Genomic DNA, 13,295 nt, shown 5'->3' with positions numbered 1-13,295 from the left:
TCTACTGCGCTGCCGCGACCTTGCCGGCGGCGCGGATTCGCGTGAGCACGCTCGCGAAATTCTCAGGCGTGAGGATGCCGACGAGCTTGTCGCGGATGATGCCGTCCGGCCCGATGATGAAGGTTTCGGGCACGCCGTAGACGCCGAAATCGATCGCCGCCCGCCCTCCGGCATCGGCCCCCACCGCGCTGAACGGGACCCCGTGCCGGGCCAGGAAGCGCTGGCCAGCCTCGGGGGTCGGCTCCTTGTAGTCGATGCCCACGAGCCGGATGCCGGGCTCCTTCGCCAGGCGCATCAGCATCGGGTGCTCCACCTGGCAGGGCGCGCACCAGGAGGCGAAGACGTTGAGCACCGTGATCTGGCCCTTCAGATCCGCGCTCGACAGGCCGGGCACGGGCGCGCCCCCGGCGGTCAGCCCCGGCACGGCGGGCAGATCGAACTGCGGCACCGGCTTGCCGATCATCGCGGAGGGCAGGGCCGCCGGATCGGCGCCGGAGCGCAGGCGCAGGAACAGCACGGCGGCGAGCGCCGCGAAGGCGAGGGCCGGCACGATCAGCAGCAGCGAGCGGCGGACCGGCGGCGGCCGCCCGGTCGCCTCGTCGAGGGGCGCGGTCATCGCCGATCCTCGCCGAAGCCCTTCAGGGCACGCAGCTGCGTCCGGCGATCGCGCAGGGCGTTGCCGACCAGGGCGACCATCACGAAGGCGGTGAAGGCGTAGGCGAGCAGGATGAAGCCGCCGTGAGACCCGAGATCCATTGCGGCCCCCTAGACCGGTTGGCCGACCGGCATCGCGGCCGGTGTCGGAGTGATGTGCGGCTGGGCGCGGTCGAGGCGCTCGGCCTCGCGGATCGTCAACGTCCGCACCCGGCGACGCATGATCTCGGTGCGCATCGTGTAGAGATGCAGGGTGGTCCCCCCCAGGGTCGCGGCGCCGATCATGACCAGCAGCGGGTAGAGCATCGAGGGATCGATGGTCGAGCCGCCCATGCGCAGGATCGAGGCCGGCTGGTGGAGGGTCGACCACCAGTTCACCGAGAACTTGATGATCGGCAGGTTCACGGCCCCGACCAGGGTCAGGATCGCCACCGCGCGCGCGGCACGGTTCGGATCCTCCAGCGTGCGCCACAGGGCGATGATGCCGCAATAGATCAGCAGCAGAATGAGCATGGAGGTCAGGCGGGCATCCCAGACCCAGTAGGTGCCCCACATGGGCTTGCCCCACAGGGAGCCGGTCACGAGGCAGATCAGCGTGAAGGCCGCCCCGATCGGCGCCGCCGCCCGCTGGGCGACGTCGGCCAGCGGGTGGCGCCAGACCAGGGTGCCGATCGCCGACACGCTCATGGCCCCGTAGAAGAACACGCCGAGCCACGCCGCCGGGACGTGGACGTACATGATCCGCACGGTCTCGCCCTGCTGGTAGTCGGGCGGCACCACGAAGAAGGTCTGGTACAGCCCCAGGGCCAGGACGGCGAGCGACAGGGCCGTGAGCCACGGCACCAGCGCGCCCGACCAGCGCATGAAATGGCTGGGATTCGACAGGCGGGTCCAGAGGGAAGGCGTCATCGCGGCAGCTGTCTCGGACATCGTGGAAGCGGTCTAGCCTAGGGTGCGGTGCAGCAACAATGCGGGACGGCGGCGCAGGCGGCGGGGTCGCCGGAATGTGGTCGCAGACGGTGCCAACGCTGACGGGGCGTCGGAGCCGACGCGCTCCTGGACGATCGCGTCGACACCCAACCGTCTTCTTGGGACATCCGCGACGCGCCCCCTCTCCCGTGCGGGAGAGGGGATCCGCGCTACGCCCACACGCGTCTAAGCCTCCCAGCGTTCGCCGGTCTGGAAAGTATCGCTATCTCGAGCTTCCTGTGACCGCGCCTGTTCGAGGCGTCCCGGGCCATGCCCCCGGCGCCACCGGCGCGCGGGGACGATGACGCATGCCCGCAACCGCAGGTTTTGGCGTCCGAGCCTTGCGCATCGCGGGCAGATTGCGCATATAGACGTGAACAAAAAGAGAACGAAAGAGCGTCCCCGAGAAAAGCTGTGGACGACCCGCCTCCCTCCTGACGGAACGAGCGCTTCATGCGAACCGCCGACAAGCAGATCGCCGACATCCTCGTCCGCTACGGCGAGCCCTTCGGGGGCAACGTCTGGCGCGTTCAGGGGACCGCCGTCATCTACCACAAGACCCTGGAGCGCATCGCCGCCCAGGCCGGCATCGTGTTCGAGCCGCCGACCGTCATCCGGGCCGAACGCGACGAGGCCGTGATCCTGGTGACCGGCCGCCTGCCCGGCGCGAAGCCCGGGACCGAGCGGGTCGAGTGGTCGATGGGCGAGGCGCTGGTCAACGTGAACTACCGCGTCTCCGGCAAGCAGGCGGCCTACGTCTACGCCATGGCCGAGAAGCGCGGGAAGGACCGCGTCATCCTCAAGCTCATCGAGCTGCACGGTCTCGTCTACTCGGAGGAGGAGGCCGACGAGTTCCGCGCCCACCAGATCCCGGTCCGCGCCGTCGACGAGGATTTCGAGGAGGCGCCCGCCTTCGACGAGGTCACCGAGGCCGAGGGCGACCTCAAGCGCCGCATCGACGAGGCCGCGACGATCAACGCGGTCACCGACCTGATGCTGGACGGCGCCACCCAGGCCGTCCTGACGACGATGCCGCCCGGCACCCGCGACGAGGTGCGCGACTACGCCAAGGCCCGCCTCGTGGCGCTCGGCTGGCCGAAGCGCGCCGGACGCCGCAGCGCCGCCTGATCCCGCTTCCACCCCACCGAAGGAGACCGCCATGCATCGCGCGACGAGCCGCCGCACCATGAAGGCCCGCCGGGATTCCCACCACGGCTGGAGCATCGAGACGCTGTCCTACAGCCCGACGCGGATCGTGCGCCTCGGCGCCGAGAAGGTCGCGATCCTCTTCCCCCCGGTCGAGCCCGGCGCGGCCTGGCAGCTCTACCCGCATCCCGACACGTTCCCGGGCCTCAACTTCGAGGGCCTGCCCGAGCCGCTGCGTCCGGAATTCCTCGCCTTCCCGGATCTTCCGGAGGTCGAGCGGTTCCTCGGCATCCGTGATGCCGAACCCGCCGCGCTGGCGGCGTAAGCTGACGGCTCAGAGCGATGGCCAGGGCGCGCCGCGATGGAGCGCCTCGGCCTCGGCCGTGAAGGTGCCGTCGGAACCGTGCAGCACGAGGGGCGGGCGCAGGCTCGCGGCGGCGCGGCTGCCGCGGACCGCGGCGATCAGCACACGGATCGCGGGCGCGTCGCCGCGGGGATGGACCGGGCGGATAGCCAGCCCGCCGTAGCGGCCCTTGAGGGCGTCGAGGCAGGCCGGAAGGGCGTCCGCCCGGTGGATCAGGCCGAGGCGGCCGCCGGGCCGCAGGATCGCCGTGCAGGTCCGGATCCAGGTCTCGAGATCCCCGCCCGCGAAGGTGTGGGCGGCGGCGCGGCCCGGATGCGGCGAGGCGCGGTGGCCGCCGGTTGCGAAGAACGGCGGGTTGGTGAGCACGACGTCGAAACTGTCCGGCGCCAGGCCGGCGGCGCGGCGTTCCGCCGCGGGTGCCAGGACGTCGGCTACCAGAACCTGCGCGTCGATGCCGTTGAGGGCCGCGTTGGCGCGGGCCTGCCCGGCGAGCACCGGGTCGCGCTCGACCAGCGTCGGCCGGAGGCCCGGCGCCAGGGCCGCGCAGGCGAGACCGACGGCACCGGTCCCGGCGCCGACATCGCAGACCCGCTCCCCGGCCTGCGGCGCGAGCAGCCGGGCGAGCAGCACCGCGTCGGTCCCGGCGCGATGCGCCCCCCGCGGCGGCTGGTGCAGGCGCAGGAGGCCGCCGAGGAAAGAATCGGCGCCGGTGTCGGCCTCTTCTGTCACGGCTGGCGCAGCTCGTGGGCGATGCCGGCATCCGTGAGCAGGCGGCGGGCCTGGGCCTCATGGTCGCGCGGGACGAGAAGGCGCTGGCCGAAGACCCCGATCGATCCCTCCATCAGGCTCATGTGGCTGTCGGCGACGAGGACCGGGATCTCGGCCGCCTCGAGGACCGATCGGGCGAACCCGATCAGCACGACATCGTTGGCCCGGATCAGCTCGATCATCGCGTGTTCGCTCCGAAGAGGGCTCGGATCGGCGGTTTCGTCGCGTGAGCCCCGCGCTGGCGGCACCCCATATCCGGACGGCGACGATGTTGCGGCGCCGCGGGGCGCGTGCGAAGGGATCGCCCGCCCCCTGAGGGGCGACCGATCTGGAGGTCACGGATCTTGGGTATGGCCCTCTCCATCGAGAATCCGAAGCCCGAGGCGGAGGCGGGGCTCAACGACCTCGTCGCGCTGGTGGCCGACGGCATGGCGCGGGTCAACACCACGATCCTGTCGCGGACGGGATCGGACGTGGCGATGATCCCCGAGGTCGCCAACCACCTGATCGCCTCCGGCGGCAAGCGCCTGCGCCCGATCCTGACGCTCGCCTGCGCCCAGCTCTGCGGCTACGCGGGCGCGACCGACGGCGACGTGAAGCTCGCCGCCAGCGTCGAGTTCATGCACACCGCGACGCTCCTCCACGACGACGTGGTCGACGAGAGCGACATGCGCCGCGGCCGCGTCGCCGCCCGGATCAAGTGGGGCAACGAGGCCTCCGTGCTGGTCGGCGACTTCCTGCTCGGCCAGGCCTTCCGGATGATGGTGGAGGTCGGCTCCCTGCGGGCGCTCGACATCCTCTCGGCCGCCGCCACGGTGATCGCCGAGGGCGAGGTGATGCAGCTCACCAACGCCAAGAACCTGGAGACCGACGAGGCCGCCTACCTCGCGGTGATCCGCGGCAAGACCGCCGAGCTGTTCGCCGCCGCCTGCGAGGTCGGCCCGGTGCTCGCCGGACGGCCCGAGGCCGAGCAGGCGGCCGCCCGGTCCTACGGGATGAATCTCGGCATCGCCTTCCAGCTGATCGACGACGTGCTCGATTACGGCGGCACCTCGGTGGAGCTCGGCAAGAACGTCGGCGACGATTTCCGCGAGGGCAAGATCACCCTGCCGATCGTGCTCGCCTACCGCCGCGCCAGCGAGGGCGAGCGCGGCTTCTGGCGCCGCACCCTGCAGCAGGGCGAGATCGGCGCCGACGATCTGGAAATGGCCCTCGACCTCCTGCAGCGCCACGGCGCCCTGGAGGAGACCGTCGCCCGCGCCCACCATTACGGCGCAGAGGCCCGGGCCGCCCTCGACATCTTCCCCGACGGGCCCGTCAAGGCGGCGCTCCTCGGGGCCGTCGAGTTCTGCGTGGCGCGGGCGCGCTGAGGCGGGGCCTCACGGCTCCCGCATCGACAGCCAGACCGCCCCACCATCGGATCGGCAGCGCGTCGCCCCGGGCTGATCGGACCGCGGCCCGCCGCGAAGGTATCCCTCGCGCTCCGTCCCCGCAGGCGGGTCGGTGATGCCGGTCCCCTGCGATTGAACGACCCATCGGCCGCCGGTCGCGTCAGCGCGTCGCGGGTCCGAGGGCGTCGGTGAGGGCGGGGGCGAGGTTACGCAGCTCGTCCAGATGCGCGGCCGTCAAGCTTTGCAGGAGGCCCTCGGCACGGGGGGTGAGCGACAACGCGCTCCGCCGCCGGTCCTCCACGGCGCGTGTCTTGGTCAGCAGACCGGCCTCCACCATGCGGGACACCAGTTCGGCCGCGCTGTGCGGGGCGATCAGCAGCTGCTCGGCCAGAAGGCCGACCGTGGCGGGCGCGCGTCCGACATGGCCTGCCAGGGTCAGCAGGGCCTGATGCTGCTGCGGCGGCAGCCCCGCCCGGGCCGCCGCGGCCTCGCTGAACGCCAGGAAGCGGCGGAGCCGGAACCGGAAATCCGCGAGCGCCGCATATTGCTCCCGCGACAGCGCCTCCGTCCCGGACGCGTCGGTGTCCATGATCGCCTCCGTGATGGGGCCTGTGATCCGCCGACGATGCCCCGGATCGACAGGCTTGTGCAGCCTCGCCACGACCGTGCCGTTGTGGATTATATCGGATCACGACATAAATGCGGTCGTGAGGAAAGGAGGCCTGGATGATCGGCGGGACGGAAGGGGAGCGCGGGGGTGCGAGGCCGTTGCGCCGTGCGCTGCGGGATTTCAGCGCTGATCGACGGGTCCTGACGCTGGCCGGCATGGCTGTCGTTACCGGCACGGCCGCGAGCGGCACCGCCTGGATCCTGCTCACGCTCATCGGCCTTGTGACCAATCTCGCGTGGTATGGCCGCTTCGATACCGCTCTGACCTCCCTGGCCGGCGCGTCGCCGGGGCCCTGGATGGTGGCGATCCCGGTGATTGGGGCGCTGATCGTCGGCGCCATGGCGCGCTACGGCTCGGAGAAGATCCGCGGCCACGGGATCCCGGAGGCGATGGAGGCGATCCTGATCGGCGGGAGCCGGATGTCGCCCAGGGTGGCCGTGCTCAAGCCGCTCTCCTCGGCGGTGGCGATCGGCACCGGCGGCCCGTTCGGCGCCGAGGGGCCGATCATCGTGACGGGCGGCGCGGTCGGCTCGCTCTTCGCCCAGTTCTTCCATCTCAGCGCCGCCGAGCGGAAGACCCTGCTGGTGGCGGGCGCGGCGGCGGGCATGACCGCCATCTTCGGGACGCCCGTGGCGGCCGTGCTGCTCGCCGTCGAAGTCCTGCTGTTCGAGTGGCGGCCGCGGAGCCTCGTCCCGGTGACCGTCGGGGCGGTCACGGCGGCCTGCTGGCGGCCGGCCCTGTTCGGCGCCGGCCCGCTGTTTCCCTTCGCCGACAATCCGGCCCTGCCCTGGTGGGGGCTTCCCGCCTGTGCGCTGCTCGGCGTCGCCTGCGGCCTGATCTCCGGCGCGCTGACCCGGGCGCTCTACGCGCTGGAGGACGGGTTCGGGCGGCTTCCCCTCCACTGGATGTGGTGGCCCGCCCTCGGCGCCGTCGTGGTCGGCCTGGGCGGCCTCGCGGAGCCCCGGGCGCTCGGCGTCGGCTACGACGTGATCCACGACCTGCTCTCCGGCCACATGCTGGCGAGCGCCGTGGTGCTGATCCTGGTGGTGAAGGCGGTGATCTGGCTCGCCGCCCTGTCGTCGGGCACGTCCGGAGGCGTGCTCGCGCCGCTGCTGATCCTCGGCGGCGCCGTCGGCTGGCTGATCGGCCTGCTCCTGCCCGGCGCCCACGGCTTCTGGGCGCTGCTCGGCATGGCGGCGATGCTCGGCGGCACGCTGCCGGCGCCGCTCACGGGCGTCGTCTTTGCCGTCGAGGTGACCGGCGACGTCGCCGCCCTGGCGCCGCTGCTCGCCGCCACCATGGCGGCCTACGCGGTGACCGTGCTCCTCCTCAAGCGCTCGATCCTGACCGAGAAGATCGCCCGGCGCGGGCAGCACGTCACCCGGGAATACGGGATCGATCCCTACGATCTGGCCCGGGTCGAGGCGGTGATGACCCGCACCGTCGAGACCCTGGACGCGGACCTGCCCCTGGCCGAGGCCCTCGCCGCCATCGAGACCGGCCTCCACCACGCCTACCCGGTGGTCGACGGCGCGGGCCGGCCGGTGGGCCTCGTTTCCCGCAACGACGCCCTGCGCTGGACCCTCGAAGAGCGCGAGGGTGAGACGGAGGCGGGCACCCTCGGCGAGCGCGTCTCCGACGCCGATCTGGCCGTCGTCCATCCGGGCGACGTGGTCTCGCACGCCCTCGACGTGATGCTGTCGGCCGGGCAGGGCCGCCTGCCGGTCACCGATCCGCAGACCGGCAGCCTTGTCGGGCTCCTGACCCGCAAGGATCTGCTTCAGGTGCGCGCCACCGTGGTGCGGGCCGAAGCCGAGCGCCGCGCGTTCTACCGGAAGGGGCGGGGTGAGCGGCGCGCACGGATGGAGGCATGACCATGGAGCCGCGCCTTCCCGGCCGGACCACCCGCCTCGACCAGCTCGGGCCGGGCAGCTGCTACCTGATCGCCGGCCCGGACGGGCCTGATCTCGCCCTCGTCGTCCTGCGTGACGGACGGCGGGAGGCCCTGCTGCTGAACCGGCGTCACGAGGCCGACGGCCACCTGCGGATCGTCTCTGAGATCGCCCCCGACACCGACGTGTTGGCGCTGCAGGGCGCTTTCCTGGCGCCCAGCGGTGCCCTCGCGGACATCGCCGTCGGCCACGCCGCCCTCGCTCCGGCTGCGCTCCATCTCGGTGACGGCCGCGCGTATCTGTGCGGCTGCGACAGGGACGGCCGGCTGGCCGCCTTCGATGTCGGGAGCGGCCGGGTCAGCGCGATGGATCCCGGCGACCTGCCGCGGGCAAGCCGCTGGCGCGTGATGGTGCCGGAGGGGAACGGGGTCGTGACGGTCTACGCGGCGGAGCCGGCCTGAACGCCTGCCGCGGGTTGGCTCAGCGCAGGAAGGTCGGTGCGACCCACCATGCAGGGTGGGCGGTGCGCAGGGCTGCGGCGGCCCGCACGGCCGCGCGCCGGTCGGCGAACAGCGCGAACACGGTCGCGCCCGAGCCCGACATCCGCGCGAGGCGGCAGCCCTGGCCGCGGAGGGCCTTGAGCGCGTCGCCGATCACCGGCGCCACGGTCAGGGCCGGTGCTTCCAGATCGTTGCGGGCCCCGGCCAGGGCTTCCAGCAGCGCGCCGGTCGCCATGTCTTGCGGGATCGTCGGATGCGGTGCGCCCGGGAGATCCTGGCCGGCGGCGAGGCCCAGCGCCTTGAAGACCGGTGCGGTGGGCACCGGAACGCCGGGATTGATCAGCACCGCGGGCAGCGGCGCGAGCCCGAGGGCCGGGCCGATCTCCTCGCCGGCACCGCGCATCATCCGGGCCCGCGGGACGAGGCAGACCGGCACGTCGGCGCCGGTCTCGCGCGCCACCGCGCCGACGGCCTCGTGGTCGAGGGACAGCCCGTTGAGGCGCGCCAGCAGCCGCAGCGCAGCGGCGGCGTCGGAGGAGCCGCCGCCGATCCCCGCCGCGACCGGCAGGCGCTTCACCAGATGGAAAGCGCCCACGCGCAGCCCCGGCACCCGCGCGGCGAGCCCCCGGGCGGCCCGGAGGACGAGGTTGTCGTCCGTGGGACCGGCCGGGCCGGCGGTGGGCCCGCTGACGGTCAGGCCCAGCGAGGCAGCGGGATCCAGCGTCAGGCGGTCGGCAGTCCCCGCGAAGGCGACGAGGCTCTCAAGCACGTGGTAGCCATCACCGACGCGGCGGCCGAGGACGTGGAGCGTCAGGTTGACCTTGGCGGGGGCGCGATCGGCGAGAAGGGTCACGGGGTCTCGGTCGGGTAGTGGCGGTTTGTCCCGAGGCTCTACAGCCTCGCGGACCAGAACAACAGCTCAGCGGGTGTCTCCGCCGAACGCCCCGTGCGGCCGATAGGGCAGGGCGTCGCCCACGCGGATCGCGGTCAGATCCTCGGCGAGTTCGACCAGCCCGTCGCTTCCCGCAAGGCCCGACAGAGCTCCGCCGGGCGCCGGCACGGCCTCAGGCAGTCCGTCCGGGCCGGCGCGCAGGCAGACGCGCAGATATTCGCGCCGCCCGGGACGCTTCTCGCGGGCGAAGCCGCTGCGGACCGCCATCTCGGGCGCCGTGTCGTGTGCCCCGGAGAGATGCAGGACCAGGGGACGCAGCACCGCAAGGGCGGTCACGTAGGCAGCGGCCGGATTGCCCGGCAGGCCGATGAAGGGCGTGCCGGCCACGGTTCCGAGTGCCACCGGGCGACCGGGCTTGATCGCCAGCCGCCAGAAGGTCAGCGCGCCCGAAGCCTCGACCGCGGCGCGGACGTGATCCTCCTCGCCGACGGAGACGCCCCCCGATGTCAGGATCAGGTCGTGGGACGCGGCGGCGCCCGCGATGCGCGCCCGCAGAGGCCCCGGCTCGTCGCGCAGGATGCCGAGATCGACCGGGTCGGCGCCGAGCCGTTTCAGGAGCGCGGCGAGCATCGGCCGGTTGGCGTCGAAAATGCCGGCCGGCGACAGCGGCTGGCCGGGCGGCGTCAGCTCGTCACCGGTGGAGAACAACGCGACCGTCAGAGGCTTCCGCAGGGGCAGCGCGGGCAGGCCGCAGGCGGCGGCGAGCGCGACGTGCTGCGGCCCGAGGCGCGTCCCGGCGCGGATCACGATGCTGCCGCGGGCGACGTCCTCGCCGGCCCGCCGCCGGTTGGAGCCCGGCAGCAGGCCCTCGGGCAGGACAACGGTACCGCCCTCGATCCGCACGTCCTCCTGCATGGCGACGGTGTCGGTCCCCGGAGGCATCGGCGCCCCGGTGAAGATCCGAACCACCGCGCCCGGATCCGGATCGGCGGCCGGATGGCCGGCCGGCACGCGTCCGCCGATGGGCAGGCGCGTTTCGCCCTCGACCGCGAGATCGCCGGCCCGCAGGGCGTAGCCGTCCACCGCGGCGTTGTCGAAGGGGGGCAGATCGAGCGGCGCGATCAGGTCCTCCGCGAGGACCCGGCCATCCGCACCCGCGAGCGGAACCGTCTCGATTCCGGACAGGACCGGAAGCCGCGCCCGGATCAGCGCCACCGCGTCGGCGACCCGCATCGGCGCGGGTGCGGCGTCGAAGCAGTCGGGGCTCAGGCGGCCCATGGCGCTGCGGGCTCAGACGGGGGCGGGCGGGTCGGCACAGGCGGCCTCGCGGGCTGGGACGAGTCGCCTTGCGGCATCGGCGCCGCGCGATCAAGCCCGGGCCTTGGTCCCGACAGGTCAGATCCTCTAGGCTCCCGCGCATCATGGCGTTTCCCGAATCCGTCTCTGTCGCGCTTCCCTGCCAGCGCCACCTGTTCGAGATGCCTGCCGCCATCTGCTACCTCGACGCGGCAGCGTGGTCGCCGCTTCCGCGGGCCGTGCGCGAGGCGGGCGAAGCGGGAATTCTGGTCAAGAGCCGACCCTGGGACCATCCCCGCGCGGTGGTCCCGGCTTGGGCCGAGCGGGCGCGCGCAGCGGCCGCCCGGCTGATCGGGGCCGGCGCGGACGATATCGCGATCGTCGGCGCGGTCAGCCACGCCATGGCGGTGGCCGCGCACAATCTGACTTTGAGACCGGGCGGGCGCCTGCTGCGCGTGGCCGACGAGTTTCCGTCCCTGCGTTTCGCCTTCGACCGCCTGGCCGAGCGACAGGGCCTGGTGGTTGAGGAGATCCCGCGCCCTTCGGACGGGGACTGGACCGAAGCCGTCGCGGCCGCGATCACGCGGCCGGGTGCCGCGCCGCTCGCCCTCGCCACCCTGACCCCGCTGCACTGGACCGACGGCAGCCTGATCGACCTCGACCGTCTCGCCCCCCTGGTCCATGCGGCGGGCGCGGCCCTGGTGATCGACGCGACGCAGGCCGTGGGCGCCGTTCCGGTGAGCGTCGCCCGGTGGCGCCCCGATTTCCTGGCCTTCCCCACCTACAAATGGACCCTCGGTCCCTATGGCCTCGCCTTCCTGTACGCGGCGCCGCACCGGCAGGATGGGGTAGCCATCGAGGAGAATGTCGGCAACCGGCCGCCGGCCGTCGGCGCACGCCGCTACGACCGGGGCGAACTCTACGATCCGGTCGCGTTGTCCATGGCCGTAGCCGGGTTGGAGCTGATCGCCGAATGGCGCGTGCCGGCCATCGCCGCCCGCCTGCGCGGGCTGACAGACCGCTTGGCGAACGGGGTCGCCGCGTTCGGCCTGACGCCGATGCCGGCAGCCTTGCGGGCACCGCACATCCTGGGATTGCGGCCGCCTGCGGGGATGCCGACCGATCTCGTCGGGCGCCTGCACCAGGACAAGGTCTTCGTCAGCGAGCGCTCCGGCGCCCTGCGCATCAGCCCGCATGTCTGGGCGAACGACGACGATCTCACGCGCTGCATTGCCGCACTGCGCGCCGCGTGCCAGGGCGTCATCTGAGACCGATCGGACGCGGATCCTTCGACGCAGGCATAGAGCCGGAGGAATGCGGATGCTGCGCCACCGGCCGGCTCTCGATGACGGTGCCGGAACACCGTCGGCGCGCCCACACGGAGACTGTCCACACCCACATGCCCGATTCGATGCCGCGTCCCGGTGATTGGCTCCGGATCCCGGGTCCCGGCCGTCGCCGCCTGCCCGGACCGATGCGCGCCGTCCTCTCCGGGCGGTTCGCCGTGATCCTGTCAGGCGAACTGATCCAGAGCCTGTTCCACTTCCTCCTGAACATCCTGCTGGTGCGCGAACTCGGCGCGCACGATTACGGCTTGTTCGCCATCGTCTTCGCGGTCGGTGCGGTCGGCATCACCTATATCCGGGCCCTGGTCGCGGTCCCGGCGACGATCCACGTCGCCCGGAGCCTGGGGCGGCCGGCGGCGCTCGGCTACGACGTGATGTTCGGCTCGGGGGCGGTGCTCGTCTCGGGCGTCATGGCGACCGGCGTCGGCTTGGTGCTGATCCCGGTGATCGGCCTCGGCGCGCTCGCGGCGGGAGCCTTCGTGGGCCTCTACGCCTTCCGCAGCTATCTGCGGATCGTGCTTCTCGCCCGCGGCCGTCCCCGGATCGCCGGCCTGAGCGATCTGGTCTACGCGGTCTGCGGCGGTCTCCTGGTCGCGCGGTGGCTGAACGGCGAGGGCACGGCGCTCCTGGATCGGGCCTTCGCGGCGATCGCACTCGCCCACGCGATCGCGATCGCCGTGGCGTACGGGGCACTCCGCGAGCGGATCCGCTTCTCCCTCCACGCGCGGGCACGGGCGCGCTACCGGGCGATCTGGCGGACCCTCGCTTGGTCTCTGGCCGGCGTCACCAGCCTGACCGTGCAGGGGCAGGGGCTGACCCTGCTGCTGGCGCTCCTGGCCGGGCCTGCCGCCTACGCGCCGATCGCCGCCACGATCGTGCTCTATGCGCCGCTGCGCATCCCGGCGAGCGCGCTGCTGAACATGATCCTGCCGGAGATCAGCCGGCTGCTCGCGGCCGGGCAGGTCGACGCCGCACGCCGGCTCGTCATCCGCAACGGGATCCTGCTCGGCAGCGCCTGTCTCGCCTATGGTGCGCTGATGGCGGCCGCCCTGCCGCTGATCGAGGACATCCTGTTCAAGGGGCGGTTCACCGACCAGCCGATGGGCTGGATCGGGCTCGGCGTCTGGGCGGTGGTGACCGTGTCGCTGCTCTACGCGATCCCGCGGGCCTATCTGGAGGCCTCCGCGGCGTTCCGGACCATCACGGCGGGTGCGGTGGCGAGCGCCGCCCTCGGCATGGCCGTGATGGTGCCGATCCTGCTGCTGCTGATGCCTCCCGCCACGGCGCTCGTCGGCCTGCTGTCCTCCGAGGTGGCCACGCTGGTCTGGTCGGTCTCGGCCTTTCGGACGCTGGCCCGGCATCCGAGGCCGGCGCGGCCCGTCGGCGTCCTGTGAAGGGCGCGGCGGC

General features: G+C 72.7%; 15 protein-coding genes. 7 read left to right on the top strand and 8 right to left on the bottom strand.

Annotated features, from left to right (window positions below; translation table 11 throughout):
• Position 1: 1 nt before the first annotated feature.
• The 3 genes from ABIC70_RS00655 to ABIC70_RS00645 are packed head-to-tail and all read right to left on the bottom strand — an operon-like array spanning position 2 to position 1,563.
• Positions 2 to 616: a DsbE family thiol:disulfide interchange protein gene (locus ABIC70_RS00655; protein ID WP_043347162.1), complete on the bottom strand. Its 615-nt coding sequence runs from the start codon at positions 614 to 616 to the stop codon at positions 2 to 4.
• Positions 613 to 756 carry a heme exporter protein CcmD gene (gene ccmD, locus ABIC70_RS00650; RefSeq protein WP_043347163.1) on the bottom strand — a complete coding sequence of 48 codons (144 nt, stop codon included), beginning with the start codon at positions 754 to 756 and terminating at the stop codon, positions 613 to 615. Before ccmD ends, ABIC70_RS00655 begins: the two co-directional genes overlap by 4 nt.
• Positions 757 to 765: 9 nt before the next feature.
• Positions 766 to 1,563, bottom strand: a complete 798-nt coding sequence (locus ABIC70_RS00645; RefSeq protein WP_043347165.1) for a heme ABC transporter permease — start codon at positions 1,561 to 1,563, stop codon at positions 766 to 768.
• A gap of 513 nt (positions 1,564 to 2,076) precedes the next feature.
• Between ABIC70_RS00645 and ABIC70_RS00640 the strand changes: the two genes are divergently transcribed.
• Together ABIC70_RS00640 and ABIC70_RS00635 are read left to right on the top strand one after the other, a co-directional pair.
• A complete protein-coding gene (locus tag ABIC70_RS00640) occupies positions 2,077 to 2,751 on the top strand; it encodes a hypothetical protein (RefSeq protein ID WP_043347166.1) in 675 nt (224 codons plus the stop codon).
• Between the two features lie 31 nt (positions 2,752 to 2,782).
• Entirely contained in the window at positions 2,783 to 3,094 is a 312-nt protein-coding gene (locus ABIC70_RS00635) for a hypothetical protein (protein ID WP_020090705.1), read from the top strand.
• A gap of 9 nt (positions 3,095 to 3,103) precedes the next feature.
• Here the strand turns inward: ABIC70_RS00635 and ABIC70_RS00630 are convergent, their stop codons facing one another.
• Together ABIC70_RS00630 and ABIC70_RS00625 are read right to left on the bottom strand one after the other, a co-directional pair.
• Complete coding sequence (locus ABIC70_RS00630; protein WP_354438604.1) at positions 3,104 to 3,862, bottom strand: tRNA1(Val) (adenine(37)-N6)-methyltransferase; 759 nt, start codon at positions 3,860 to 3,862, stop codon at positions 3,104 to 3,106.
• Positions 3,859 to 4,083 (bottom strand): putative signal transducing protein, encoded by a 225-nt coding sequence (locus ABIC70_RS00625; protein WP_026604550.1) that lies wholly within the window; start codon positions 4,081 to 4,083, stop codon positions 3,859 to 3,861. Before ABIC70_RS00625 ends, ABIC70_RS00630 begins: the two co-directional genes overlap by 4 nt.
• Positions 4,084 to 4,251: 168 nt before the next feature.
• Between ABIC70_RS00625 and ABIC70_RS00620 the strand changes: the two genes are divergently transcribed.
• Complete coding sequence (locus ABIC70_RS00620) at positions 4,252 to 5,271, top strand: polyprenyl synthetase family protein (protein WP_354438601.1); 1,020 nt, start codon at positions 4,252 to 4,254, stop codon at positions 5,269 to 5,271.
• Between the two features lie 181 nt (positions 5,272 to 5,452).
• Here the strand turns inward: ABIC70_RS00620 and ABIC70_RS00615 are convergent, their stop codons facing one another.
• A complete protein-coding gene (locus ABIC70_RS00615) occupies positions 5,453 to 5,881 on the bottom strand; it encodes a MarR family winged helix-turn-helix transcriptional regulator (RefSeq protein ID WP_043347176.1) in 429 nt (142 codons plus the stop codon).
• A gap of 137 nt (positions 5,882 to 6,018) precedes the next feature.
• Between ABIC70_RS00615 and ABIC70_RS00610 the strand changes: the two genes are divergently transcribed.
• Together ABIC70_RS00610 and ABIC70_RS00605 are read left to right on the top strand one after the other, a co-directional pair.
• Entirely contained in the window at positions 6,019 to 7,836 is a 1,818-nt protein-coding gene (locus ABIC70_RS00610; RefSeq protein ID WP_179697698.1) for a chloride channel protein, read from the top strand.
• Positions 7,833 to 8,315: a hypothetical protein gene (locus tag ABIC70_RS00605; protein WP_043382621.1), complete on the top strand. Its 483-nt coding sequence runs from the start codon at positions 7,833 to 7,835 to the stop codon at positions 8,313 to 8,315. The genes ABIC70_RS00610 and ABIC70_RS00605 overlap by 4 nt, the downstream gene beginning before the upstream one ends.
• Before the next feature lie 19 nt (positions 8,316 to 8,334).
• Here the strand turns inward: ABIC70_RS00605 and ABIC70_RS00600 are convergent, their stop codons facing one another.
• Together ABIC70_RS00600 and ABIC70_RS00595 are read right to left on the bottom strand one after the other, a co-directional pair.
• Positions 8,335 to 9,207: a 4-(cytidine 5'-diphospho)-2-C-methyl-D-erythritol kinase gene (locus ABIC70_RS00600; protein ID WP_354438599.1), complete on the bottom strand. Its 873-nt coding sequence runs from the start codon at positions 9,205 to 9,207 to the stop codon at positions 8,335 to 8,337.
• A 66-nt stretch (positions 9,208 to 9,273) separates the two neighbouring features.
• Positions 9,274 to 10,524, bottom strand: coding sequence for a molybdopterin molybdotransferase MoeA (locus tag ABIC70_RS00595; RefSeq protein ID WP_286965775.1), 1,251 nt, complete (start codon positions 10,522 to 10,524; stop codon positions 9,274 to 9,276).
• Positions 10,525 to 10,667: 143 nt separating this feature from the next.
• Between ABIC70_RS00595 and ABIC70_RS00590 the strand changes: the two genes are divergently transcribed.
• Positions 10,668 to 11,810, top strand: coding sequence for an aminotransferase class V-fold PLP-dependent enzyme (locus ABIC70_RS00590; RefSeq protein WP_279898566.1), 1,143 nt, complete (start codon positions 10,668 to 10,670; stop codon positions 11,808 to 11,810).
• 206 nt (positions 11,811 to 12,016) lie between these two features.
• Positions 12,017 to 13,282 (top strand): MATE family efflux transporter, encoded by a 1,266-nt coding sequence (locus ABIC70_RS00585; RefSeq protein WP_043382753.1) that lies wholly within the window; start codon positions 12,017 to 12,019, stop codon positions 13,280 to 13,282.
• The last annotated feature ends 13 nt before the right edge of the window (positions 13,283 to 13,295 follow it).

Origin of the sequence: Methylobacterium sp. 1973, assembly GCF_040545035.1 — a bacterium.
Lineage (GTDB): Bacteria > Pseudomonadota > Alphaproteobacteria > Rhizobiales > Beijerinckiaceae > Methylobacterium > Methylobacterium fujisawaense.
Note: the sequence above shows the minus strand (reverse complement) of the source record. Positions and strands in the feature narration are given on the sequence as shown.

Excerpts from the sequence above, each read along its gene's own strand:
- ABIC70_RS00615 (WP_043347176.1), bottom strand. The coding sequence starts at position 5,881 with ATGGACACCGACGCGTCCGGGACGGAGGCGCTGTCGCGGGAGCAATAT.
- ABIC70_RS00645 (WP_043347165.1), bottom strand. The coding sequence starts at position 1,563 with ATGACGCCTTCCCTCTGGACCCGCCTGTCGAATCCCAGCCATTTCATG.
- ABIC70_RS00585 (WP_043382753.1), top strand. The coding sequence starts at position 12,017 with ATGCGCGCCGTCCTCTCCGGGCGGTTCGCCGTGATCCTGTCAGGCGAA.
- ABIC70_RS00610 (WP_179697698.1), top strand. The coding sequence starts at position 6,019 with ATGATCGGCGGGACGGAAGGGGAGCGCGGGGGTGCGAGGCCGTTGCGC.
- ABIC70_RS00655 (WP_043347162.1), bottom strand. The coding sequence starts at position 616 with ATGACCGCGCCCCTCGACGAGGCGACCGGGCGGCCGCCGCCGGTCCGC.
- ABIC70_RS00640 (WP_043347166.1), top strand. The coding sequence starts at position 2,077 with ATGCGAACCGCCGACAAGCAGATCGCCGACATCCTCGTCCGCTACGGC.
- ABIC70_RS00635 (WP_020090705.1), top strand. The coding sequence starts at position 2,783 with ATGCATCGCGCGACGAGCCGCCGCACCATGAAGGCCCGCCGGGATTCC.
- ABIC70_RS00625 (WP_026604550.1), bottom strand. The coding sequence starts at position 4,083 with ATGATCGAGCTGATCCGGGCCAACGATGTCGTGCTGATCGGGTTCGCC.
- ABIC70_RS00595 (WP_286965775.1), bottom strand. The coding sequence starts at position 10,524 with ATGGGCCGCCTGAGCCCCGACTGCTTCGACGCCGCACCCGCGCCGATG.
- ccmD (WP_043347163.1), bottom strand. The coding sequence starts at position 756 with ATGGATCTCGGGTCTCACGGCGGCTTCATCCTGCTCGCCTACGCCTTC.
- ABIC70_RS00590 (WP_279898566.1), top strand. The coding sequence starts at position 10,668 with ATGGCGTTTCCCGAATCCGTCTCTGTCGCGCTTCCCTGCCAGCGCCAC.
- ABIC70_RS00620 (WP_354438601.1), top strand. The coding sequence starts at position 4,252 with ATGGCCCTCTCCATCGAGAATCCGAAGCCCGAGGCGGAGGCGGGGCTC.
- ABIC70_RS00605 (WP_043382621.1), top strand. The coding sequence starts at position 7,833 with ATGACCATGGAGCCGCGCCTTCCCGGCCGGACCACCCGCCTCGACCAG.